Source organism: Microbispora siamensis (genome assembly GCF_016863095.1).
In the GTDB taxonomy this organism is placed as follows: domain Bacteria; phylum Actinomycetota; class Actinomycetes; order Streptosporangiales; family Streptosporangiaceae; genus Microbispora; species Microbispora siamensis.
In genome coordinates this window covers 16,027-37,126 of the sequence record NZ_BOOF01000028.1, presented here as the reverse complement: position 1 = coordinate 37,126, position 21,100 = coordinate 16,027, and the positions used below count along the sequence as shown (strand labels likewise).

At 70.0% G+C, this 21,100-nt stretch carries 20 protein-coding genes and 2 pseudogenes; 10 read left to right on the top strand and 12 right to left on the bottom strand.

Annotated features, from left to right (window positions below; translation table 11 throughout):
• Positions 1 to 3: 3 nt before the first annotated feature.
• The 4 genes from Msi02_RS22870 to tatA form a co-directional block, all read right to left on the bottom strand.
• Positions 4 to 1,347 (bottom strand): carotenoid oxygenase family protein, encoded by a 1,344-nt coding sequence (locus Msi02_RS22870; protein ID WP_204050186.1) that lies wholly within the window; start codon positions 1,345 to 1,347, stop codon positions 4 to 6.
• Complete coding sequence (locus Msi02_RS22865) at positions 1,344 to 2,681, bottom strand: MFS transporter (protein WP_204050185.1); 1,338 nt, start codon at positions 2,679 to 2,681, stop codon at positions 1,344 to 1,346. The genes Msi02_RS22870 and Msi02_RS22865 overlap by 4 nt, the downstream gene beginning before the upstream one ends.
• Positions 2,682 to 2,854: 173 nt before the next feature.
• Positions 2,855 to 3,394, bottom strand: coding sequence for a hypothetical protein (locus Msi02_RS22860; protein WP_204050184.1), 540 nt, complete (start codon positions 3,392 to 3,394; stop codon positions 2,855 to 2,857).
• Between the two features lie 95 nt (positions 3,395 to 3,489).
• Entirely contained in the window at positions 3,490 to 3,777 is a 288-nt protein-coding gene (tatA, locus tag Msi02_RS22855) for a Sec-independent protein translocase subunit TatA (protein WP_079314979.1), read from the bottom strand.
• A 252-nt stretch (positions 3,778 to 4,029) separates the two neighbouring features.
• On the opposite strand from tatA, the gene Msi02_RS22850 reads away from it, so the two are divergent.
• Both Msi02_RS22850 and Msi02_RS22845 read left to right on the top strand, forming a co-directional pair.
• Entirely contained in the window at positions 4,030 to 4,944 is a 915-nt protein-coding gene (locus Msi02_RS22850; protein WP_204050183.1) for a DUF72 domain-containing protein, read from the top strand.
• Positions 4,945 to 5,042: 98 nt separating this feature from the next.
• Positions 5,043 to 5,930, top strand: a complete 888-nt coding sequence (locus Msi02_RS22845) for a class I SAM-dependent methyltransferase (protein WP_204050182.1) — start codon at positions 5,043 to 5,045, stop codon at positions 5,928 to 5,930.
• A gap of 56 nt (positions 5,931 to 5,986) precedes the next feature.
• Here Msi02_RS22845 and Msi02_RS22840 read toward each other — a convergent pair whose 3' ends face one another.
• The gene (locus Msi02_RS22840; RefSeq protein ID WP_204050181.1) at positions 5,987 to 7,807 is read right to left on the bottom strand and encodes an RICIN domain-containing protein; all 1,821 of its coding nucleotides are present in this window, start codon (positions 7,805 to 7,807) and stop codon (positions 5,987 to 5,989) included.
• A gap of 491 nt (positions 7,808 to 8,298) precedes the next feature.
• On the opposite strand from Msi02_RS22840, the gene Msi02_RS22835 reads away from it, so the two are divergent.
• The 3 genes from Msi02_RS22835 to Msi02_RS22825 all read left to right on the top strand — a co-directional run bounded on the left by Msi02_RS22835 (position 8,299) and on the right by Msi02_RS22825 (position 10,916).
• On the top strand, positions 8,299 to 8,505 hold the full coding sequence (locus Msi02_RS22835) for a hypothetical protein (RefSeq protein WP_204050180.1): 207 nt from the start codon (positions 8,299 to 8,301) through the stop codon (positions 8,503 to 8,505).
• Between the two features lie 51 nt (positions 8,506 to 8,556).
• Positions 8,557 to 8,787 (top strand): hypothetical protein, encoded by a 231-nt coding sequence (locus Msi02_RS22830; protein WP_204050179.1) that lies wholly within the window; start codon positions 8,557 to 8,559, stop codon positions 8,785 to 8,787.
• A gap of 401 nt (positions 8,788 to 9,188) precedes the next feature.
• On the top strand, positions 9,189 to 10,916 hold the full coding sequence (locus Msi02_RS22825) for a glucuronyl esterase domain-containing protein (protein ID WP_204050178.1): 1,728 nt from the start codon (positions 9,189 to 9,191) through the stop codon (positions 10,914 to 10,916).
• 170 nt (positions 10,917 to 11,086) lie between these two features.
• Here Msi02_RS22825 and Msi02_RS22820 read toward each other — a convergent pair whose 3' ends face one another.
• Complete coding sequence (locus Msi02_RS22820; RefSeq protein WP_030509785.1) at positions 11,087 to 11,266, bottom strand: hypothetical protein; 180 nt, start codon at positions 11,264 to 11,266, stop codon at positions 11,087 to 11,089.
• 80 nt (positions 11,267 to 11,346) lie between these two features.
• Here Msi02_RS22820 and Msi02_RS22815 point away from each other — a divergent pair, with 80 nt between their 5' ends.
• Complete coding sequence (locus Msi02_RS22815; RefSeq protein WP_204050177.1) at positions 11,347 to 11,814, top strand: MarR family winged helix-turn-helix transcriptional regulator; 468 nt, start codon at positions 11,347 to 11,349, stop codon at positions 11,812 to 11,814.
• Positions 11,815 to 11,829: 15 nt separating this feature from the next.
• Here Msi02_RS22815 and Msi02_RS22810 read toward each other — a convergent pair whose 3' ends face one another.
• Both Msi02_RS22810 and Msi02_RS22805 read right to left on the bottom strand, forming a co-directional pair.
• On the bottom strand, positions 11,830 to 12,372 hold the full coding sequence (locus Msi02_RS22810; RefSeq protein ID WP_204050176.1) for a P-loop nucleotide/nucleoside kinase family protein: 543 nt from the start codon (positions 12,370 to 12,372) through the stop codon (positions 11,830 to 11,832).
• Between the two features lie 128 nt (positions 12,373 to 12,500).
• Positions 12,501 to 13,766, bottom strand: coding sequence for a Gfo/Idh/MocA family protein (locus tag Msi02_RS22805; protein WP_204050175.1), 1,266 nt, complete (start codon positions 13,764 to 13,766; stop codon positions 12,501 to 12,503).
• Between the two features lie 73 nt (positions 13,767 to 13,839).
• On the opposite strand from Msi02_RS22805, the gene Msi02_RS22800 reads away from it, so the two are divergent.
• From Msi02_RS22800 to Msi02_RS22785, 4 genes are all read left to right on the top strand, one after another.
• Positions 13,840 to 14,967 carry an ROK family transcriptional regulator gene (locus tag Msi02_RS22800; RefSeq protein WP_204050174.1) on the top strand — a complete coding sequence of 376 codons (1,128 nt, stop codon included), beginning with the start codon at positions 13,840 to 13,842 and terminating at the stop codon, positions 14,965 to 14,967.
• 89 nt (positions 14,968 to 15,056) lie between these two features.
• Entirely contained in the window at positions 15,057 to 16,325 is a 1,269-nt protein-coding gene (locus tag Msi02_RS22795; RefSeq protein WP_204050173.1) for an ABC transporter substrate-binding protein, read from the top strand.
• A gap of 1 nt (position 16,326) precedes the next feature.
• Entirely contained in the window at positions 16,327 to 17,274 is a 948-nt protein-coding gene (locus Msi02_RS22790; RefSeq protein WP_239108623.1) for a carbohydrate ABC transporter permease, read from the top strand.
• Positions 17,267 to 18,097 (top strand): carbohydrate ABC transporter permease, encoded by an 831-nt coding sequence (locus Msi02_RS22785; protein WP_239108622.1) that lies wholly within the window; start codon positions 17,267 to 17,269, stop codon positions 18,095 to 18,097. The genes Msi02_RS22790 and Msi02_RS22785 overlap by 8 nt, the downstream gene beginning before the upstream one ends.
• Positions 18,098 to 18,311: 214 nt before the next feature.
• On the opposite strand, the gene Msi02_RS22780 is transcribed toward Msi02_RS22785, so the two are convergent.
• The 4 genes and pseudogenes from Msi02_RS22780 to Msi02_RS44290 all read right to left on the bottom strand — a co-directional run.
• Positions 18,312 to 19,190 (bottom strand): polysaccharide deacetylase family protein, encoded by an 879-nt coding sequence (locus tag Msi02_RS22780; RefSeq protein WP_204050172.1) that lies wholly within the window; start codon positions 19,188 to 19,190, stop codon positions 18,312 to 18,314.
• A gap of 30 nt (positions 19,191 to 19,220) precedes the next feature.
• On the bottom strand, positions 19,221 to 19,742 hold the full coding sequence (locus Msi02_RS22775; protein ID WP_239108621.1) for an asparaginase domain-containing protein: 522 nt from the start codon (positions 19,740 to 19,742) through the stop codon (positions 19,221 to 19,223).
• A gap of 82 nt (positions 19,743 to 19,824) precedes the next feature.
• Positions 19,825 to 19,902 (bottom strand): annotated as a pseudogene (locus Msi02_RS44295) (hypothetical protein); the annotation flags it as partial.
• Between the two features lie 19 nt (positions 19,903 to 19,921).
• Positions 19,922 to 20,281 (bottom strand): annotated as a pseudogene (locus tag Msi02_RS44290) (SDR family NAD(P)-dependent oxidoreductase); the annotation flags it as partial.
• Positions 20,282 to 21,100: the final 819 nt, after the last annotated feature.

Sequence of the window (21,100 nt, the reverse complement as noted above, 5' to 3'; positions counted from 1 at the left end):
ATGTCAGTTGTCGGAGATCCACGAGCCGTGGATGCCGGCCACCACCCGGCGGGGCAGGTGCACGGTCGCGACCGGGGGCCGGTTCAGGTCGGCGGCATCCAGGACCAGCAGCCGGGAGGCGTCCGCGTGCAGGTCGCTCACGACCGTCAGCAGGTATCCGTCGTCCTCGTTCACCGCGCCCGCGGCGGGCACGAAGACGGCCTCGCTCGGCAGCCGCCCGTCGCCGACCGGCAGCACCTGCCTGCCGCCGGAGACCCGGTCGTACTTGACCACGCCGTAGCCGCCCACGCCCCGGTCGTCGGGGAAGGAGATCGCGTACTGGTAGCGGTGCTCGCGGCCCAGCAGCTCATCGTTGATCGTGGGGAACTCGATGACCAGGTCGTCCACGAGGTCCTCGGCGACCTTGCCCGTCCGCGGGTCCACGACCCAGCGGCGGTTGAAGGAGCGCGAGTTCGGCACGACGCCGTGCCCGGGCAGCCCCGCCCACCACTTCCACGAGCGCCGGAACCCGTCGCGGTCCATGGCCGGTCCTTCGAGGACGATCCGGCCCTCGGCGTCCTCGTACGCGTTGGCGACGTGCAGCAGGCTGCCGGGCTCGATGGCGAACCACCGGATCTTCGCCGCGCCGCCCCGGCCCCGCGGCATCACGCCGATGCGGGTGACCTGGTCGTCGCTCCAGGAGTACGGGATGCCGGAGGTCTCGGTGTGGTCGAAGGTCACAGAGCCCTCCACGAACACCACGAAGCGCTCCGTGATCCCGAAGTCGTGCTTCAGTGAGGCGGTCGCCCCGGGCACCTCCTCGCTGAATTCGATATCGCCCGTTTCCGAGGCCACGTGGTAGACGAGGTACGGCGGGAACGGCGAGGAGCCGAAGAAGTGCAGCTCACCGGTGACCGGGTCGCTCTTGGGGTGGGCGGTCATCATCGTGGTGAGCTTCCCGCCGAAGTCGTACGCTCCGACGGTCTCCAGCTCGGGGGTCAGCTCGAAGGGGTGGTTGGCCTCGCACAGCGCCAGCAGCCTGCCCGCGTGCTCGATCACGTGCGTTCCCGCGGTGCTGGCGGTCAGGTCGGGCCCCTTCTCGGTCATGTACGGCGCGCCGTCGAGGGCGGGGGTCCGCACCCAGCGGTTGCGATACCACTCGGCCCGGCCGTCCCGCAGCCGGATGCCGTGGACCATGCCGCTGCCCTTCCACCAGTGCGCAGGCGTGACCCCGGGGAGGGGGTTGTGGCTGTTGCGCACCAGCCGGCCGGTCAGTTCGGCGGGCAGCGTGCCCTCCACCACCAGGTCGCGGGCGGTCACCTCGTCCACGTGCGGGGTGAAGTGACCGGTCAGATACGGCTTGTTCATCGGGTGCGTCCTTTCAGGAGCGCGGCGGTCGCCGCGACGAGGGAGATGGCCGCCGCCGTCAGGAAGGCGTGGCGGTAGCCGGTGACACCGGCCGGGGCGAGGCCCGCGACCGAGGTGAGGACGGCGAGGCCGAGCGCGCCGCCGACCTGCCGTGTGGTGGTGATGAGGCCGCTCGCGACGCCCGCCCGCTCGCCGGGCACCCCGGCGACGCCGAGCGCGGTCAGCGGCACGAACGCCAGCCCCAGTCCCGCGCCCACCAGGACCGTCGGCCCCAGCAGGTCGACGAGGAAGGTCCCGTCCTCCGGCGCCCGTGCCAGCCAGGCCAGCCCTGCGGCCAGCGTCAGCAGGCCGGGGACGAGCGTGCGCCGCAGCCGGCCCGCCGCGAGCGGCGCCAGGACGAGCGCCAGCGCGAGGGGAAGCTGGGTGAGCCCCGCCTCCAGCGGCGAGTAGCCGAGCACCCGCTGCTGGTAGAGCGGCAGGAAGAAGAACGTGCCGACCCAGACCATCCCGAGCAGCAGCATGAGCACGTTCCCGATCCCCACGTCGGCCGTGCGCAGCAGGCTCGGCGGGATCAACGGCACGGCGGCGCCCTGCTTGGGTCCCCGCTCCACCCGCCGCTCCCACAGGGCGAACACGCCGAGCAGGGCCACGCCCGCGGCGATCGCCGCCCATCCGCCGCCGCCCAGGCCGTACGCGACGCCGAGCAGGCCCAGCGTGACCGAGACCGTTCCCGGCAGGTCGAGCCCGCCGCCGCGCGGCGGCCGGTCGTCGCCCGGCACCAGGCGCGGCAGGGCGGCCAGGACCAACGCCGCGACGGGCACGCCGACGGCGAAGACCGACCACCAGCCGAGCGTGCCGGTCAGCAGCCCGCCCAGCAGGACCCCGGCCGCGCCGCCCGCCGCCGAGACCGAACCCCACACGCCGAGCGCCCGGCCGCGTGCGGCGCCGGAGGGATACAGCGTGAGCAGGACGGCCAGCGCGGCCGGGGAGAGCACCGCGGCCCCGACGCCCTGCACGGCCCGCGCCGCGATCAACGCCCCGGCGCCCGGGGAGAGCGCGGCCCCGGCCGAGCCGGCCGTGAACAGGGCCAGCCCCGCGGCGAGGGCGCGCCGCCCGCCGTACAGGTCGGCGAGCCTGCCGCCCGCGGGCAGCAGCGCCCCGAAGGCGATCAGGTACGCGTTGACCACCCACGACAACCCGGCGGCCGACAGGCTCAGGTCGTCGCCGATGGCGGGCAGCGCCACGTTGACGATCGAGGTGTTCAGCACCACCAGGAACTGCGACGACGCCAGCAGTGCGAGCGAGACACCGCGGGCGCGGACCGACACGGGCATGACACCTCGTTCCGTTGGTTAGAAGCTATAACCAGAGTATGTTCTCCTAACCCGAGAGGCGTCAAGTCGAGGCCGTCCGCCTGCGCGGCAGGCCCGTGCACGAAAAGGGCCGGACCTCCGCGAAACGGGAAGTCCGGCCCTGTGCCGAGAGGTGCCGGGTGACCGGCGGTTCTTCAGGGGGTGTAGATCTCCTGGACCTTGACGATCTTGCCGCGATAGACGGTGATGAGCGCCGGATGATGGACGTTCTTCATCCGGGAGATCAGCTCGCTCCGGGAGCACCGCTTCGACCCCAGACCGCCGTTCGTCACCGTCACCGTGGTGCCCTTGCACCCGATGGCGCTGTAGAACACGACGTTCTTCGCCACCGGGGAGGCGTAGGCCATGACGTCACCCTCGGGCGGGCCCTCGAAGTGCCCCTCCGTGTGGCCGGTCTTGTCCTTCACCCACCTGATCGGCTCGTATTCCGCCACCCCGGACCGGTAGTGCGTGACCCAGCCCCGCAGGATGCCGTCGTGCCGCGGCGAGATGTGCTTGGTGAAGTCGTGGTGGGGGTCCCTCTGGAACGACGTGCCGTACGCCTTGGGCGTGGCGAACTTTGGCATGGTCGCGGCGCCGGCCGGGAGCGACGCGGCGGAGAGCAACCCGGCGGAGAGCAACGCGGCGGCCGCGGCGGCGGGGAGGACGACGCGGAGCGAGGTCGTGAACTTCATGTCCTGTTGGAGTCCGGGCCCGGCGGAAAGGTTCACGCGGCCGGGAGCGAATCCCTGCCCGGGGCACCCTCGCTCCCGTCGGCCGGGGCGATGCGTCAGCGGACCTCGGGCTCGTCCCGTCGCGCGCCGTCCGCCGCGGCCCTGAGCCGGGCGTTCTCCTCTTCGAGCGCCCGCAGCCGCTCCTCGACGTCCGGGGAGGCCGGTGCCGTACGGGCCCGGGCGGCCGGGGCGTCGTCCTCGTCGCCGAGCTTGCCGGTCTCCCTCTTGAGGATCCGCAGCGACTGCCCGACGGCCTTCGCGGTGTCCGGCAGCCTCTTCGCGCCGAAGAGCAGCACGAGAACCACGAACACGATCATCCAGTGAACAGGGCTGAGCGAACCCATGGCGGGGTTCTCCTCCGGTCGTCGTTTTGCCTGCTCACAGGCTATGTCATCCGGTGCGCGGGCCGATGCGCGGCGTCGGGACGGTGGGCCGCAGCGCGAGCCGGACGCCGATGTGGCGTGGGCGACCGGCGTCGCCCGCGTCGTGCCGGGCAGTGGAGATCACCACCGGAATGCGGCGGAGAGGCGAAACGCGAAGGGAGGAAGCGCGGAACACCCGCCTGCTGACGCAGTGGGTTCCCCCGTGTGACTGTGATGGGCAAGATCTTGGTCGGTACGGCCTCCTGGACGGACAAGTCGCTGCTCGCCTCGGGCTGGTATCCGCCCGAGGCGTCCACACCCGAGGCCAGGCTCGGCCACTACGCGGGCCGGTTCCCCCTGGTCGAAGTGGACGCCACCTACTACAACCCGCCGGCCCGGCGTACGGCCGAGCTGTGGCGTGACCGTACGCCGAAGGACTTCACCTTCAACGTGAAGGCGTTCTCCCTGCTCACCGGGCATCCGACCCGGCCGGCCGCGCTCTACAGGGACCTGCGGGCCGTGCTGGGGGAGCCGAAGCGCACGCTCTACCGGCGCGACCTCCCCCCGGAGGTCGTCGAGGAGGTGTGGCGCCGGTTCCTCGGCGCGCTGGAGCCGTTGCACGAGTCGGGGAAACTCGGCGCGGTGCTGCTCCAGTTCCCGCAGTGGTTCCCGCCGGGCGGCGCGAACCGCCGCTACATCCTCGAATGCCGCGACCGCTGCCTGCCGATGCGCGTGTGCGTCGAGTTCCGCAACGCGGCCTGGATGGACGAGGCCACCCGGGGGGACACCCTCGACTTCCTGCGTACCAACGACGTGCCGTACGTCGGGGTGGACATGCCGCAGGGGCACCCCTCGTCGGTCCCGCCGGTGCTCGCGGCCACCTCCGACCTCGCCGTCGTCCGCCTGCACGGCCACTCGGAGAAGTGGACGAGCCGCGTCATCGAGGAGCGGTTCGGCTATCTCTACTCGGAGGAGGAGCTTCGGCACTGGGCCGGCCGGATAGCGGCCCTCGCCGCCCGTACGGCGACCACGCACGTGCTGACCAACAACTGCTGCGCCGACAACTCCCAGCGCAACGCCGCACGCCTGGCCGACCTGCTCGAAGAGCGGGGCGCCGACGTCGTCCGGCCGTCCGCCGGGGCGCCCTGAGACACCCGTGGTGCCCGGTGACCTGCGCGGACGGTGCGGCGGATGGCGGCGCTTATTTCGATGGCACCGGGGTGACACATGTCGTTAGTGTCGATCCGGTGATCTACGAAAACCCTCTGGCGTACCTGCTCGGTCTCGAGGGCGTCGCCTTGTTGCGTTCCTTCACCGGCCGGTTCGACCGCGGCTTCGTGGACTCGCGGATCGCGGAGATCCGCAGGCTGCTCGACGACGAGGCACTGGCGGAGGCGGCCGTGGAGGTCGCGCGCGTGGACACGACGGAGGGCTACCGCATCTGGTCCGGCTCCTATGACGGCCCGAACGGCCTGTTCGACATCGACGAGCCCATCATCGGCGCGATCGTCGGCACCCTGTCCCCGGGCGTCGCCCTGGACGCCGCCTGCGGAACCGGCCGGGTCGCGGCGTTGCTGGCCGAACGGGGTCATCGGGTGCTGGGTGTGGACAGCTCGCCCGACATGCTGGCACACGCGCGTGCCCGGGCACCGCTCGGCCGGTTCCTGCTCGGGGATCTGCATGACCTGCCGGTGCCGGACGACGCCGTGGACCTGGTGGTGTGCTCTCTGGCGCTGACCCATGTCCCCGTGCTGCGGCCGGCGATGACCGAGTTCGCCAGAGTCCTGCGTCCGGGCGGGCACCTGATCATTTCCGACATGCACCCCGAAGGGGTCCGGCGAGGCTTCGTCCCGCCCGTACGGCGAGCGGACGGCGGGCCGGGACGGATCTCCACTCATCAGCACTCGATAGGCGATTACCTGCGCGCCGCGCTGTCGGCCGGATTGCAGGTGCGACGCTGCGAGGAACCCAAGGCGGAGCGTCGCCGGCCGAGCGGGGCGCCGTCCACGGCGGAGGCGGTGGGCGTCTGGGAGCTCTGGCCCTGGTGTCTCGCCGACCTGGTGCCCGAGGCGGCGGAGGCCGCCAACGGCGACGTGCCGACGATGGTCGTCTGGCACTTCCAGCTTCCCGGGTGACCCTGACAGGGCCCGATGCGGGCCGCCCGGGCGTGCCGGGCGGCCCGCGAGGAGCGTCAGGCGGGGTTCAGATACCAGATCTGGTCGCCGGCGACGATGCCGAGGCTGCCGTCGGTGTTGCCGGTGATCGTCTGCTGTTCCAGGGTGGTGCCGCTGCCCTGCGGGCTGTCGAGCACCTTCCCGCTGAAGCGGTTGACCAGGTAGAACGTGCCGTCGGCGACCCGCCGCAACGTCCATTGCTGGCTGGTCGCGGTGCCGCAGGTCGCCTGCCTGACCTGCACGCCGTTCGCGGTGCCGGCCGAGACCAGGTCCAGGCACTTGGCGCTGTTGACGTTCACCAGGTTCCAGTACGACCCGGTGGCCTGCAGCCGCCACTGCTGGCTGGTCGCCCCCGACGGCGGGTTGTGGGTGACCAGCGTGCCGGAGGCGGTCGAGCCGCCGACCGGCTCGGCGTTGTCGCGGCTGCCCAGACCCTGGAGGTAGTAGACGCTGTTGTTGACCGGGGCGATGCCGGTGACCTGGTTGAACACCCACTGCTGGTTGGTGGCGCCGGTGTAGGTCTGCTGGGTGACCGGCGAGGGGTACGAGCCGCTCGCGGTCAGCGCCAGGCCCGACAGCCAGTCGAAGATGGCGTACGTGTTGGTGCCGACCGGCAGGTAGGCGAAGCGCATGCCGTCCTGGCCGTTGCAGATGTACTGCAGCAGCGTCGTGCCGGGGGTGGTGCCGCTGTAGGAGCTGTCGGCGCACAGGCGGCTGCCGACGTTGATGAACTGCAGTCCGGTCGTGTAGCCCATGAGCCACTTCTGGCTGGGAGTGTCGACGCGGGCGCGCTGGCTCAGCTCGGTCAGCGCCCCGGTGGACGCGTCGATGGGCTCGAGCGCCCCTCCCGTGGCCACGTTGGTGACGACGTAGGTGTTGCCGACCTTGGGATGGGGATCGCTGTCGGCCGTGCTCCCGGCGATGAGGTAGGCGCTGTTGGCGGTGTTCCAGTGCGTGGCCAGGTAGCTGCCGGCGGCCGGGGCCGCGTTGTAGTAGTCGTCCCGGTTGCAGTCGGGCAGGCGGTAGTCGTTCCACTGGAGGCAGTTCCACGACGGCGTGCCGCCGTAGCACATGAGGTCCCACTGGTCCAGGCAGTGCCAGCTGCCGTCAGAGTGCGCGGCGCTCATCTGTACGGCGCCGAAGGTGTGCCCGAGTTCGTGGGCGATGGCGTTGGCGCCGAAACAGCCGGGGATGGCGTCCACGCGGGCGAAGGCCAGGCCGTTGTTGAGATTGGCGGCCCCGGTCGTCAGGTCGTCACCCTTGATCTCGCCCATGCCGCAGATCACGGTGGCCTCGGTGAGCAGGAGGTAGTGCCGGTCCGTGCTGGTGTAGCCGAGGGCCTTCACGGCGTTGACGCCCGAGTCGAAGTCCGTCAGCGAACCGGCCGGAACCACGAGGTTGCGCACGACGGGAGCGCAGCCGCCTGCGACCGACGTGGTCGCGTAGCGGATGTGCCGGCTGCGGCTGGAGGTCGCTGCGGCGTCGTTGAACTGGTCGTCCGCGTCGGCCAGCCAGGCCCGGATCATGGGCAGCAGCTGCGTGTAGCGGTCGGGCATCGACGGCTCGCGTACGTACAGCACCTCCACACGCTTCCCGCTGGTGCCGTCGCCGTCGCAGGCCACCAGCTGCGGGGCCGCCTGTGCCTCGGCCGCCGAGGCGGACGCGAGCGCGGCCGGGCCGGCCCGATGGCCGATCTTGGCGCCGGGGAACACGTCTGACGCGACGCGGGAGGGGCCGTCGTCCGGCGGCGCGGCGGCCGACACCCGCGAAGGTAAGACGATCAGGACGGCCGCGAGCGCCCCCATTGCCGCCAGGGAGAGGGTTCGCCTGAGCTGCATTCCGATGAACTCCCATCGGTACGGATACGCCCTCTTGGGGGCGGTTCACCGAAATGATCACATCGGCCAGGCGGACTTTTCGATCTTTGTAATATATCTCTCAAAAGATTGACAGGCACAGTCAATTCATCAATGAACATTTCGGTTATACCGTTTTCGGTGATTCGGCGAGTGATTCGGCGAGGGCGAGGGGAGGTGAATCGCGAGGGAGGAAACGCCTCCAGGGGTCAGGGAAGAAGGGAGGAGTCGACCCCGTGAACTGCCGGAGAACTCTCAGATGAACGGAAGCCGGAGGGTCCCGCCGAACCGTCGAATTCACGGCTCCACCGATTGTGTTTCGGCCGAGCCAATAGTCGGAGACGGTTCGAGAACGAAGAGTGCTCGCGCGAACCCCGGCCGTTCCTGTGCCGAATCTTCGTGTCCGGGATCGGCGTTCTTCGCTCCTCGACGTGGCCCTGCGGGGTGACACCGCCGACCGGGCCGGAAATCGTTTGCCCGGAGAATTTCTGGTGGTCGTCGTCTCGGGAGAGGACGCCGTTCCCGACGACGATGTCGTACCGGCGGACGAGGTCGCCGCGCGGGTCGCGGCGTTCGCGAGCGGGCGGGGACTCTTCGGCTCGAGTACGTGCCGCAGGCGGCCCCGAAGCTGTGCGCGCCTCGCGGCGAGCATCATCCAGCGCTGGCGGCTGTGCCCGTAGCCGTACGGCGAACCGCCGGTGACGAACCCGGGCAACTGAGAAACTCGGGCCATGAACACAGTCGTCGGGCGGGCTCTCGCGTTCCTGGGAACGGGATTGGGACTTCTCGCCGGTTGCGGCGCGATGATCCGGGGGCTGTTCGACGACGGGCCCGTCTTGGTGCGCGTCGTGTCCTTCGCCTTCGGCGCGCTGCTCGTCCAGCACCTCGTACGCGGCCTGGTACGGGAATGGCGACGGCCCGGGCCGGCGGCTTCCGCTTCGGGAGAGGCGGGCGAAGAGTGAGGATGTCCACGCCTCGGCGCCCGATGAGGTGAGTCGCGGCGGCTGGTCGCCGGCTCAGGCTGGGCTGTCCTGAAACTTTCGTGACTTTTTCGGAAAAACCTGTGCAGCAGTGGCGGTTGTTCTGTCGTGAACAGCGCTGTCGCAATGCGCTCCCGATGCGGCGGACATCCCCGGCGATTTGGGTCTTGTGGTTGCCGCAATTTTTCGGTGAAGCTTCGAAAACATTCGCCTCCCGCTCGATCTGCGGATCTCTCCGGACCTGGGACAGGTCCGGGACCTCAGGAGGAAGGACGCACTGCCTTGAAAGGTCTCAAGGTCTCGGCGGCAACACTGGCGAGCCCGGTGCAGGCCGGGCCCACACTCTCCATCCATGCCGGTCGGCCCTCGGACGGAGGCGCCCGATGATCGGCAACGTCACTTCCGGCGGCAGGGGCCGCACCCCGGGCGGCAGCCGCGCGCTCGTCATCGGTGCCGTCGCGGCGCTTTCGCTGGGTCTCGCGGTGTTCGAGATCCCCGGCGCGAACGCCGGTGTCGGCGCGCTCGTGGGGACCGGAACGGTGCAGGCGGCCGCCGCCGGCGTCGAGGACGAGGGCGCCGACTGCGCGGTGTCCGATCTGGGAACTCTGACGGCCAACTCCAGGCTTCCCGATCCCTTCAAGAAGATCAACGGTCAGCGCATCACCGCCAAGTCGGAGTGGCGGTGCCGCCGCGAAGAGATCAAGAAACTGGCCGAACGGTATGTCTACGGTGAGAAGCACGGCAAGCCGGCCGGCGTCACCGGGACGGTTTCGAGAACCGGCATCACGGTCAACGTGTCGGACAGCGGCAGGAGCGCCTCCTTCTCGGCGAGCGTGGACCTGCCGAGTGGCACCGGGCCGTTCCCGGCCGTCATCGTCTACGGAGGGTTCGGCGCCGACACGGCCACCATCAAGGCGAGCGGCGCCGCCGTCATCAGCTACGACCCCTATACGGTCGGCAAGGAGGGCACGGCCCGCAACAACAAGCAGGGTGCCTACTACAGCATCTACGGCTCTTCGAGCAGCACCGGGCTGCTCGCCGCCTGGGCCTGGGGCGTGAGCCGCATCATCGACGTCATCGAACAGTCGGGCGGCGGCATCCTCAAGGCGGACGCGACCGGCGTCACGGGATGCTCGCGGTTCGGCAAGGGCGCCTTCACGGCCGGAATGTTCGATCAGCGCATCGCCCTGACCATGCCGATCGAGTCGGGCAGCGCCGGTGTTCCCATCCTCCGCGGTATCGCCCAGGAGTCCGGCGCGCAGCCGCTGAGCAGCGCCTACTCCGAGCAGCCGTGGCTGGGAGACGCGTTCGGCTCCTTCACCGGCAACCCCGGTCAGCTGCCGGTGGACACCCACGAGATGGTGGGGATGATCGCCCCGCGTGGGCTGTTCATCATGGAGAACCCGCACGTCGACTGGCTGGGCGCCCAGTCGGGCAGCGTGGCCGCGCTGGCCGGGGCCGAGATCTACAAGGCGCTCGGCGCGGGAGACAACATCAGCTACTGGTCCGACGTACAGGACGGCACCCACTGCGCCACCCGGTCCGAATGGCGCACCCCGCTGCAGCAGAACATCCAGAAGTTCCTGCTGAAGACGGGCAACGCCCCCGCCGTGTTCCGGATCTCGTCCAAGAAGTCCGGCAACCTGTCGCAGTGGAGAGACTGGACGACCCCGGTCCTGACCGACTCCGGCCCGTCTCCCAGCCCGAGCCCGAGCCGCTCGCCCAGCCCCAGCCCGTCACCCAGCCCCAGCTCTTCGCCCAGTGCCAGTCCGTCACCCAGCGTGAGCCCGAGCCCCTCGCCGTCCGGCGGGGTGTCCGGAGCGTGTTCGGCGACGTTCCGGGTGGTCAACTCCTGGTCCGGCGGCTGGCAGGGTGAGGTCACGGTGCGCGCGGGGAACTCCGCCGTCAACGGCTGGACCGTGAACTGGACCTGGCCCGGTTCGCAGACCATCACCCAGATCTGGGGAGGCGTACGCTCGGGCTCCGGTGCGAACGTGACGGTGCGCAACGAGTCGTGGAACGGCTCGCTCGCGGCCAACGGGAGCACGACCTTCGGCTTCATCGCCGGAGGGTCCTCGGCCACCCCGGCGGCCACCTGCACCAGCCCGTGACCCTCCCGGCCACGAGCTTGTCACGAGCGATCGAGCCCCGATGATCGAGGCCCGCGGCGGCCGCGCCGCGGGCCCTCGGCATGTCCGCGCCGCGCACGTCGGTTCACGATCCCCGCCCGGATCGTCCCCGCGTCCGCGTGCGCTGTGCCGGCGGTGGGGCGCCGGCTCGATCAGTGGCCGAAGAGCATGACGAGGCCGACGATGACGAAGTGGATGAGCACCGCGAACACCAGGACACTGGCGAAGATCCACTTGGCGGGGCCGTGCTCGAAGTGCTTGCTCTCCTTCATCGGCGGGCGCTTGGCGACGCGGTCGGCGATGCGCTCTTCGAGACTCTTCCTACGGGCCATGACACTTCCTGTGTTCTCGGCGCTGCTTAGTGCACTAACAGTTAGTGTACTAATCCAGTAGCATGGTGGCGGAGGTGCGTATGAGTGACATTGGCGACATCGCCGACCCGCTGGCGTTGGAGAACCAGGTCTGCTTCGCCCTGGCGGTCGCCTCACGATCGGTCATCGGCCTCTATCGGCCCCTGCTCGAACCGATGGGTCTGACCCACCCGCAATATCTGGTGATGCTGGCCCTGTGGCAGTACGCGCCACTGTCGGTCAAGGACCTCAGCCGGCTGCTGCAGTTGGAGCCGGCCACGCTGTCGCCGCTGCTCAAGCGCCTCGAAGCCGCCGGCCTCGTCGAGCGCCGCCGCGCCAGCGCCGACGAACGTTCCCTGGCGATCGTGCTGACCGGCGAGGGACGCGCACTGCGTCAGCAGGCCGAGAAGGTTCCCGTGGCGATCGTCGAGCGGCTGGGGATGGAGCTGACCGAACTGCAGAGTCTGCACCAGGCCTTGACCCGGGTGATCGCCGCCGCCAACGGCGTCCACCCCGCCGGACAGCGATAGAACCCGCACCCCGGCTCATTCCTGCGGTATGACCCGCTCTCCTTCACCCACGGGCTCCTCGAATCCCGCCAGGTACGACCGCAGGAGATCCTCGGACACCGTGACGCGGTTCGGCCCGTGCAGAGCATTGCGCGCCGCGAGCCGCCGGCGCAGGGTCTCCGGGTTCGCTTTCAGGTAGACGAGCTCCCACCGATAGCCGTGACTCTCGATCAGGGACTTGTACCGGTCGCGTGTCGCGCGCCGCCAGAAGCTGTAGTCCAGCACCACCCGTCGGCCTGCCCGCATCAGGCGCACGAGCTCCTGCCGTAAGGCCTCCTCGGCGTGGGCCTGATGGTCGGCGTACTCCTCCGGGTCGAGATGGCCGCCGTCGCGCCCGAGCCGGGCCCAGACGACCTCGTCGACGGACAGCCGGACGTAGCCGCGCCGCTCCAACTCCTGCGCGTAGGTCGTCTTGCCCGAACCCGCGATGCCGCACATCATCACGACGTGCCGCTCCGCCTCGTCGCGAAGCGGAGGGGCGGGACGCCGTGATCCAGGGTCACCAGGAATGCCGGCCATGTCCCGACCGTACGTCGCCGGGCTCGGCGGGACTCTCACCCGCCGCCCTCTCGTACGACGTCCTCTATGCGTGCTGTCAGCCGCCCTGGTCAGAAGCCAGGCACCCGAATCCAGTGCGGCGGGGGATCTCACAAGGTGACGACCTTGCCGGTGAGACGGGCCTGTTCCGCGGCCCACACCACACGGTGGGTCATCAGGCTCTCGTCCGCGTCCGACCGCAGCAGGCCGGCGTCGCCCGAGGCCACGGCGGCGAGGAAGGCGTCCGTGAGACCCTCGTCGCCGCCCCCGTGTCCGTCGGCCGCCGAGGGGCCCTGCGCCTCGGACGTCGTCTCGTCGGCGCCCACGACGATCGTCTCCTCGGCGCCGGTGCGGAAGTCGACCACGCGTACGGCGTGGCCGTCGCCCTCGATGTAGCCGTGCGTCCCGGACAACCGTGTACGCCGGTGCTCCATGGGAGTGAACGCGCTCATCGTGAACGAGCACGTCGCGCCGTCGTCGAACTCCATCAGGACCTCCTGATGATCGACGACGTCGTTGTCGCACGCGTACACGCACCGCCCGTACGGCCCCGTACGCAGGGCTGCCAGCACGTCCGCCTCGGTGCGCCCCGGCGTGACGGCCGACAGCGGCCAGAACTCGCTCGACGGATCGCCGAGGCACCCCAGGTAGAGCCGCGGCGCCGAGTAGGGACACGACGGCTCGATCGGGCAGTCGAGGCACCTGTCGGCGGCCCCGGCGGGCCGGTCCTCCTGGCGGAAGTGCGAAAGGGAGCCGAACGACGAGACGCGGGCGGGCGGGCGGCCGAAGAGGTGGACGAGCCAGTCGATGTCGTGGCACGCCTTGGTCAGCAGCATCGGCGCGGAGGTGTCCTGTCGCCGCCAGTGCCCGCGGACGAACGAGTGCGCCTGATGCCACCACCCCACGGGCTCCAGGTGCTGCACGTTGACGAGCCGGCCGATCCGCCCGTCCTCCAGCAGCCCGCGCACCGCCCGCGTGTACGACGTGTATCGCAGCACGTGGCAGACCGCGAGCATGATGCCGTTGCGCCTGGCCGCGTCGGCGATCCTGGTCGCCTCCTGCTCGCTCGTGGACATCGGCTTCTCCAGGAGAATGTGGTAACCGAGGTCCGCCAGCGCCACCGCCGGTTCGGTGTGCAACCGGTCGTGCGTGGCGATGACCACCGCGTCGGCGACCCGGCCACCCGCCGCCAGGTCCTTCCAGTCGGCGTGCGTGCGATCCGGCGCGATCCCGAACTCCTCGGCGAAGACGGCACGCCGGAGGGGATCGGGATCGGCCACGGCCACGACGCGGCCGGCGCCCGTGTGGTGCGCGCGGCGCGCGTAGGTCAGCCCTCGCAGGCCTCCGCCGACGACGGCTAGAGTCACCTCAGTCATGGAACCTTCCCCGAATCAATATCATGGAGAACATCATTATTCGTCCCGGGATAGTCGACGGCAAGGGGGCTCGATGACTGGGGAGCCGAGCGGCGGCGACCTCTCACGGCTCAGGCAGCTCAACTCGCTTGCCGTGATCAAGGCGCTGCAGGGCGGGACGTCGCTCACGCTCACCGAGGTGGCCAAGCGCACCGGGCTGTCGCGGGCCTCCACCGAGGACGTGGTCCGCGAGCTGCTGCAGATGGGCTGGGTCACCGAGGCCGATCCCACCGCGGGCGGCGTGGGGCGCCCGGCCAGGCGCTACCGGTTCAGGGCGGAGGCGGGGCGGGTGCTCGGCATCGACATCGGCGGGCACAACGTCCGCGCCGTCGTCGCCGACCTGGACGGCGTCGTGCGGAGCGCCGCCCGCGTCCCCGTCACTCCCGAGATGGGCCGGGCCGAGCGCCTGGAGGCGGTCGACCGCGCGGCGACCGAGTGCCTGGAGGCGGCGGGTCTGACCGGCGGCGACGTGTGGGCCTCGGGCGTCGGCACCACCGGCCTGGTGGACGGCGTCGGCAGGGTGGTGCTCTCCGAGGCGCTGCCCGAGTGGACCGGGGTCGACCTGGCCGCCCACGTGCGCCGTCTCGCCCCCGGCCCGGTGCTGGTCGAGAACGACAGCAGGCTCGCCGCGCTCGCGGAGTGCTGGCGCGGCGTGGCCCGCTACGCCAAGGACATGGTGTTCCTGCTGGCCGGCCTGCGTACCGGCGCCGGCCTGGTCATCGACGGCAAGCTGCACAAAGGGTTCGCCAACGCCTCGGGCGAGATCGGCGCGCTGCCGGTGCTCGGCTGGATCCGCGCGCAGGAGCATCTGAGCGCCGCCAGCGGCGAGGCCGGCGACGTGTTCGCCGCGGCCAGGGCCGGCGACAGGTCCGCGGCCACGGCCGTGCGCCGCTACGTCAGGGACCTCGCACTCGGCACGTCCGCGCTGGTCCTGGCGCTGGATCCGCAGATGGTCGTGGTCGGCGGCGGCTTCTCGCGCTCGGCCGACGTGCTCATCGAGCCGCTCAGGCGCGAGCTCGACCGCTGGTGCATCCGGACCCCAGAGGTGCGCATGTCGGCACTGGGCGAGGAGGGCGTGGTGCTCGGCGCCGTACGGCTGGCCCTCGACGACGTCGAGGACCGCGTGCTCGACGGCCGCACCCCGCTCGTCAGCCACCCATGAGCTCGTGAGCCATCTGTAACACAGCCACCCTTGAACAAAATTTCACAGGACTCCATCATTACTCCCACGTTCTAGGAGAGGACCGGGAGATGTGGAAGTCGGCACGACGCGGCGCTGCGCTGCTCTGTGCTCCACTGCTTGGCGCGGCGCTGCTCGCCTCCGCGTGCGGGGGCGGTGAGCAGGCCGGCTCCGGCGCGCAGTCGCAGGAGAAGGTGACGCTGTCCTACGCGGTCTGGGACGCCACCCAGCAGAGCGCGATGCAGGAACTGGCGGCGGAGTTCACCAGAACGCATCCGAACATCGCCATCGACGTCCAGCTCACGCCGTGGGCCGACTACTGGACGAAGCTCAAGGCCGCGTCGAGCGGCGGGGCGGCGCCCGACGTCTTCTGGATGAACGGCCCCAACTTCCAGCTCTACGCCTCCAACGGCGTGATCAAGCCGATCGAGGAGCAGGTCGACACGTCGGTCTATCCCAAGGCGCTGGTCGACCTCTACACCTACGACGGCAAGCTGTACGGCCTGCCGAAGGACATGGACACGGTCGGCGTCTGGTACAACAAGACGCTCTTCGACGCCGCCAAGGTGAAATACCCGTCCGACGACTGGACCTGGGCCGACTTCAAGAAGGCGGCCGCCGAGCTCACCGACCCGGACAAGGGCGTCTACGCCATCGGGGCCGAGCTCACGAGTTTTCAGGAATACCAGTACAACACCATCTACCAGGCCGGCGGCTACGTGATCTCGCCGGACGGCAGGAAGTCGGGCTACGACGATCCCAAGACCATCGAGGGCCTGAAGTTCTGGACCGACCTGCTCGCCGCCAAGCAGTCGCCCGACCTGAAGACCATGACCGACACCGCCCCGCTCCAGCTCTTCGAGGCCGGCAAGCTGGCCATGTACTGGGGCGGCTCCTGGGACGTGGCCGAGTTCACCAAGAACGACTACACCAAGGATAAGGTGGACGTCGCCCCGCTGCCGAAGGGCGAGAAGCAGGCCACGATCATCCACGGCGTCGCCAACGTGATGTCGGCCAAGACCGAGCACCCGGCCGAGGCGTGGGAGTTCGTCAAGTTCCTCGGCTCCAAGCCGGCCGCCGACATCCTCGGCAGGAAGGGCCCGATCCCGGCCTACACCGGCACCCAGAGCGCCTGGGTGAGCGCGCATCCCGAGCTGAAGCTGCAGGTCTTCCTCGACGCCGTCGCGTACGCGGTGCCGTACCCCGTCTCGAAGAACACCGCCGCCTGGCAGGAGGCGGAGCTCACCAACCTCACCAAGGCGTGGACCGGCGAGGTGCCGATCGAGAAGGCGGCCGCGAACCTGGCGGCCGGGATGAACGACCTGCTGGCCAAGGAGTGACGTGACCACCACCGCCGGATCGCGGGCCGTACGGGCGGCCCGCGTGGAGAAGGCGCGGCGGCCCCGCGCCGAGGCGCTGTGGGGGTACGCGTTCATCGCCCCCACAGGCCTCGGCCTGGCGATCTTCTACCTGTGGCCCGTCCTGCAGACCGCCTACTTCTCCTTCACGGAGTGGGGGGCGTTCGGCGGGCACACCTGGACGGGGCTCGACAACTACACCCGGCTCCTCGGCGACCCCGAGGTGGGGCGGGCGGTGCTCAACACGCTCACGTACACCGCCCTCGGCCTCGTCGGGATCCCGCTCGCGATCGTGTTCGCGGCGCTGCTCAACCGGCCGGGGCTGAGAGGCGTGAGCGTGTACCGCACCGCGTTCTTCCTGCCCGTGGTCACCATGCCGGTCGCGGTCGCGATGCTGTGGCGCTGGCTCTACAACGGCGACTACGGCCTGGTCAACCAGGTGCTCGCGACGGTCGGCATCGACGGGCCCAACTGGATCGCCGACCCGGCCACGGCGATGTACGCGCTGGTCGTCGTGGGCATCTGGAGCAGCATCGGCTACAACCTGATCATCTTCCTGGCCGGCATGCAGGCCATCCCGAAGGAGCTGTACGAGGCGGCCTCCCTCGACGGGGCAGGGCGCGTCCGGCAGTTCTTCTCGATCACGCTGCCGATGCTGTCGCCGACCGCGTTCTTCGTCTCGATCGTCTCGGTGATCGGCTCGCTGCAACTGTTCGACCTCGTCTTCGTGATGACCGGGTCGGGCCAGTCGGCGCGGGCCAATCCCGCGTACGGGCGGCTCCAGACCGTGGTGCAGCTCTTCTACGAGCGCGCCTTCGTCACCAACGACCGCGGCTACGCGGCCGCCATCGTGATCGCGCTGCTCGTGCTCATCGCGGGGCTGACGATCCTGCAGTTCCGGCTCCAGCGAAGGTGGGTGCACTATGTCTGACCACCGCATGTCCGACCGCCGGGCCTTCGGCGTCCATGCTGTGCTCGTCGCGGCGTCGCTGGCGATGGTGGTCCCGTTCGTGTGGCAGGTCGTCACCTCGCTCAAGACACTCAGCGACGCCACCCGGGTGCCGCCGACGTTCCTGCCGGAAGGCCGCTGGGACAACTACGCCAAGGTCTTCGACCTGCTGCCGTTCGGCGAGCAGTTCGTCAACACGGTCGTCATGGCGGCCGGGCGGGTCGTCGGGCAGGTGCTGTTCTGCTCGATGGCGGCCTACGCCTTCGCCCGGCTGCGCTTCCCCGGCAGGAACGTGCTGTTCGGGGTGTTCCTGTCGGTCCTCATGGTGCCGCCGCAGCTCTTCGTGATCCCGCAGTATCAGATCATGTCCTCGCTCGGGTGGCTCAACAGCCTCCAGGCGATCATCGTGCCCGGCCTGTTCAGCGCGTTCGGGGTGTTCCTGCTGCGGCAGTTCTTCCTCGGGCTGCCGCGCGAGCTGGAGGAGGCGGCCCGGCTCGACGGCGCCGGCCCGGTCCGGATCTACTGGTCGATCATGTTGCCGCTGGCCAGGCCGGGGCTGGTGGCGCTGTCCGTGCTCGTGCTCCTGTGGGCGTGGAACGACCTGTTCTGGCCGCTGGTGGTCAACACCGACCCGGAGAAGATGACGCTGTCGGCGGGGCTGGCCTCGCTGCAGGGCCAGTATCAGACCGACTACCCCGTCCTCATGGCCGGCTCCCTGATCGCCTCGCTTCCCGTGATCGCCGTCTTCGTGTTCCTGCAACGACAGTTCATCCAGGGGATCGCGCACACCGGCAGCAAGGGCTGACCCCCGACTCGGGCCGTGCGCTCTCCGCTCACTGCGCTCACACCCCACTCACACCGGGACGGGGCGGACCCGCACCCCCGTGCACACGGCGCTGGCGAAGCGGGCGACGGCCCACCGGCGCCGGTGCCCGGACACGAGGGGCCCGGCCCAGCCGGCGGGCCTCCACAGGCGCCGCACATCCGAACACTCCCCTCCTGCTTCGAGACCGGGGCGGTTACGCCCGGAGGCGGCGGGCCGTGAAGTCGTCCGCGATCGCGTCGAACGTGGACCACCGGACGCCCTCGTGCTTGTTGATGTGCTCGATGAGGCGTTCCAGCATGAGCAGGACCTGCGGGCGGCCCGAGACGTCCGGATGGATCGTCATGGTGAAGACGGCGTACTCCGACTCGCGGTAGACCCAGTCGAACTGGTCGCGCCACATCTCCTCGATGTCGCGAGGGTTGACGAAGCCGTGGCTGTTCGGGCTGGTCTTGATGAACATCATCGGAGGCAGGTCGTCGAGGTACCAGCTCGCCGGGATCTCGACGAGGTCGGTCTCCTGCCCGCGCACGAGCGGCTTCATCCACTCGCGGGCGTCCTTGTCGTAGTCGATCTTCGACCAGGTGTCGCCGACGCGCACGTAGTACGGCTCGAAGTCGCGGTGCATGAGCGAGTGGTCGTACTTGATGCCGCGTTCGAGCAGCAACTCGTTGGTGACCGGCGAGAACTCCCACCACGGCGCGACGTACCCCGTGGGGCGCCGGCCGGTGCGCGTCTCGATGAGGTCGATGCAGTAGTCGAGGATGGTGGACTCCTGCTCGCGGCTCATCGCGATCGGGTTCTCGTGGCTGTAGCCGTGCACGCCGATCTCGTGCCCGGCGGCCACGACCTGCTCGAACTGCTCGGGAAAGGTCTCGATGGAGTGACCCGGCCAGAACCAGGTCGACGGCAGGTCGTACTTCTTCATCAGGGCGTTGAGCCGCGGCACGCCCACCTCGCCGGCGAACAGGCCGCGCGAGATGTCGTCCGGGGAGTCCTCGCCACCATAGGAGCCGAGCCAGCCCCCGACCGCGTCGACGTCGATTCCGAACGCTACGAAGATTTCCTTGGCCACAGCGCATCCTCTTTTCTCGGTATCGATGGGTCAGACATGGGCGGCGAGGGCCTGCCGCGTGACGGGGAAGCCCTCGGAGAGCAGCAGCGCCGGCAGCAACCTCGCCTGATAGAGCGGCAGCCCGCCTATGCTCAGCGCCCCGGCGCGTACGAGGTCGACCCCGCCGCCGTTGCCGTACGTGGGCACGACCGGCCCCTCGGCCACCCGCGTGGACAGTCCCACGACCGTTCCCGCGGACACCGCCTCTGCAACCCACTCCAGCAGGGCGTGGTCGGCGTTGCCGACGCCGGTCCCGGCGAGCACGACCGCCCGCGCACCGGCCCGTACGGCGGCCCTGGCGAGCGCGGCGACGGCGACGGCCTCCCGGAGGTTGCGTGGCCCGTCGCTGTCGGGCTGGTCGGCCGCCCGCTGCGCGCCGGTGAGGACGACGGGCTTGTCGCTGTCGTGGACGAGGTCCAGGAGGAAGGCCGTCTCCTCCATGGTGTCGGTGCCGTGGGTCACCACGACGCCGGTCACGTCGTCCCTGGCGATCTCCGCCGCGACGGCCTCCACGATGAGGCGCAGCTCTCGGTGGCGTAACGCGGATCCCGCGCGGTGCCAGCTCGACGGCCAGGGAACGACACAGGCCGAGCACGCCGGCCTTGGCCGCCGCGTAGTGGCTGTGCTCCTCCCATCCGTACACGCCGCCGGCGATCGAGGAGATGGCGATCATCGCTGCCGCCGTGCTCCATCCGCGCCGCGCAGGAGCGGAAGATCCGCAGGACGCCGCCGAGGTCGACGGAGAGCATGTCGTCCCACGCGCCGTCGGTCATCTCCTCGAGCGGCTGCCGGCGCAGCACGCCCGCGGCGGCCACGGCGATGTCGAGGCGGCCGAAGGCGTCCACCGCCGCCTGGGCGAAGCGCTCGGTCTGCGCGTACGACCGGACGTCGAGCTCCACGGCCGTGCACCGTCCGCCCGTGGCCTCGACGGCGGCGACCGTCTCGCCCGCGTCGTGCGGGTCTCCCGGGTAGTAGCCGACGACCGAGTGGGCCCCGGCCCGGGCGTACGCGACGGCCAGGGCCCGGCCGGTGCCGCTGGCCCCTCCGGAGATGACCGCGACCTTGCCGTCGAGCCGTCGTCCCTGGTCATGCGAGAACCTCCTTCTTCTCCGCCGCGTGGTCGCCGAACCGGTTGGTGGTGTTCGTGCCGAGCATCAGGAGGCCCGAGATCAGCATGAACACGGAGCCTGGCCGCGGGTCGCCCCGTGGTCAGGTGCATCGTATTCGCGGTGCCGGCGGTGGCCGGCCTGAGAACCTTGCTCCTCGCGCGCTCGCTCATCGCGGCGTCGTTCGCCGTGGAGGTGGCGTGTGTCGCCGGCGGGCTCCATTCCGATCTTGGTCATATCACGGCAGAAAAACGGTATGTGCGGGCGTGTCGGCGTCGTGCGGCAAGCGCGGCTGGGTATTCCCCTCGGCGCAGTGATCGGTCAGCTGACGAAATCGAGGAAGGCGGGCCATGAAAAAATTCGCATATCTGGGTGGTTTCGCTGTTTCGGTGGCGTTTCTCCCTATTGCGATATCGTCGGCCGCGCAGGCCGATGTCGCTCCGGTGGCCCCGGCGCCGGCACCGATGGAGCGGCAGACGGCGACTGTGCCTCGCACTCATGAGCCGGCGAGGGTCGCAACGCGGACGATCCTCCCTCGGTACACCGCATTCCGCCGGTTCACCACAGGGCAGCCGCGGCAATGGCAGGCAGGGTGGGATCCCTTCGCGGAGGAGGTGTTCGGACCTGAGATGCAGTTGCGGCTGGAGCCGGAGCTGGCACGCGAGGCGGCGCGGGAGACACAGGAGGCACGAAGGGCGCAGGACTTGGAGACTTTTACGGCACTCTGGTTCTATCTCTGGTTGGCGCAGCCTCCGTCTTTTCGAT

Bases quoted from the DNA above. Each gene is read 5' to 3' on its own strand.
- Msi02_RS22865 (WP_204050185.1), bottom strand. From the start codon at position 2,681: ATGCCCGTGTCGGTCCGCGCCCGCGGTGTCTCGCTCGCACTGCTGGCG.
- Msi02_RS22850 (WP_204050183.1), top strand. From the start codon at position 4,030: ATGGGCAAGATCTTGGTCGGTACGGCCTCCTGGACGGACAAGTCGCTG.
- Msi02_RS22785 (WP_239108622.1), top strand. From the start codon at position 17,267: ATGTCTGACCACCGCATGTCCGACCGCCGGGCCTTCGGCGTCCATGCT.
- Msi02_RS22820 (WP_030509785.1), bottom strand. From the start codon at position 11,266: ATGGCCCGTAGGAAGAGTCTCGAAGAGCGCATCGCCGACCGCGTCGCC.
- Msi02_RS22805 (WP_204050175.1), bottom strand. From the start codon at position 13,766: ATGACTGAGGTGACTCTAGCCGTCGTCGGCGGAGGCCTGCGAGGGCTG.
- Msi02_RS22800 (WP_204050174.1), top strand. From the start codon at position 13,840: ATGACTGGGGAGCCGAGCGGCGGCGACCTCTCACGGCTCAGGCAGCTC.
- tatA (WP_079314979.1), bottom strand. From the start codon at position 3,777: ATGGGTTCGCTCAGCCCTGTTCACTGGATGATCGTGTTCGTGGTTCTC.
- Msi02_RS22860 (WP_204050184.1), bottom strand. From the start codon at position 3,394: ATGAAGTTCACGACCTCGCTCCGCGTCGTCCTCCCCGCCGCCGCGGCC.
- Msi02_RS22825 (WP_204050178.1), top strand. From the start codon at position 9,189: ATGATCGGCAACGTCACTTCCGGCGGCAGGGGCCGCACCCCGGGCGGC.
- Msi02_RS22840 (WP_204050181.1), bottom strand. From the start codon at position 7,807: ATGCAGCTCAGGCGAACCCTCTCCCTGGCGGCAATGGGGGCGCTCGCG.
- Msi02_RS22870 (WP_204050186.1), bottom strand. From the start codon at position 1,347: ATGAACAAGCCGTATCTGACCGGTCACTTCACCCCGCACGTGGACGAG.
- Msi02_RS22795 (WP_204050173.1), top strand. From the start codon at position 15,057: ATGTGGAAGTCGGCACGACGCGGCGCTGCGCTGCTCTGTGCTCCACTG.
- Msi02_RS22815 (WP_204050177.1), top strand. From the start codon at position 11,347: ATGAGTGACATTGGCGACATCGCCGACCCGCTGGCGTTGGAGAACCAG.
- Msi02_RS22810 (WP_204050176.1), bottom strand. From the start codon at position 12,372: ATGGCCGGCATTCCTGGTGACCCTGGATCACGGCGTCCCGCCCCTCCG.
- Msi02_RS22830 (WP_204050179.1), top strand. From the start codon at position 8,557: ATGAACACAGTCGTCGGGCGGGCTCTCGCGTTCCTGGGAACGGGATTG.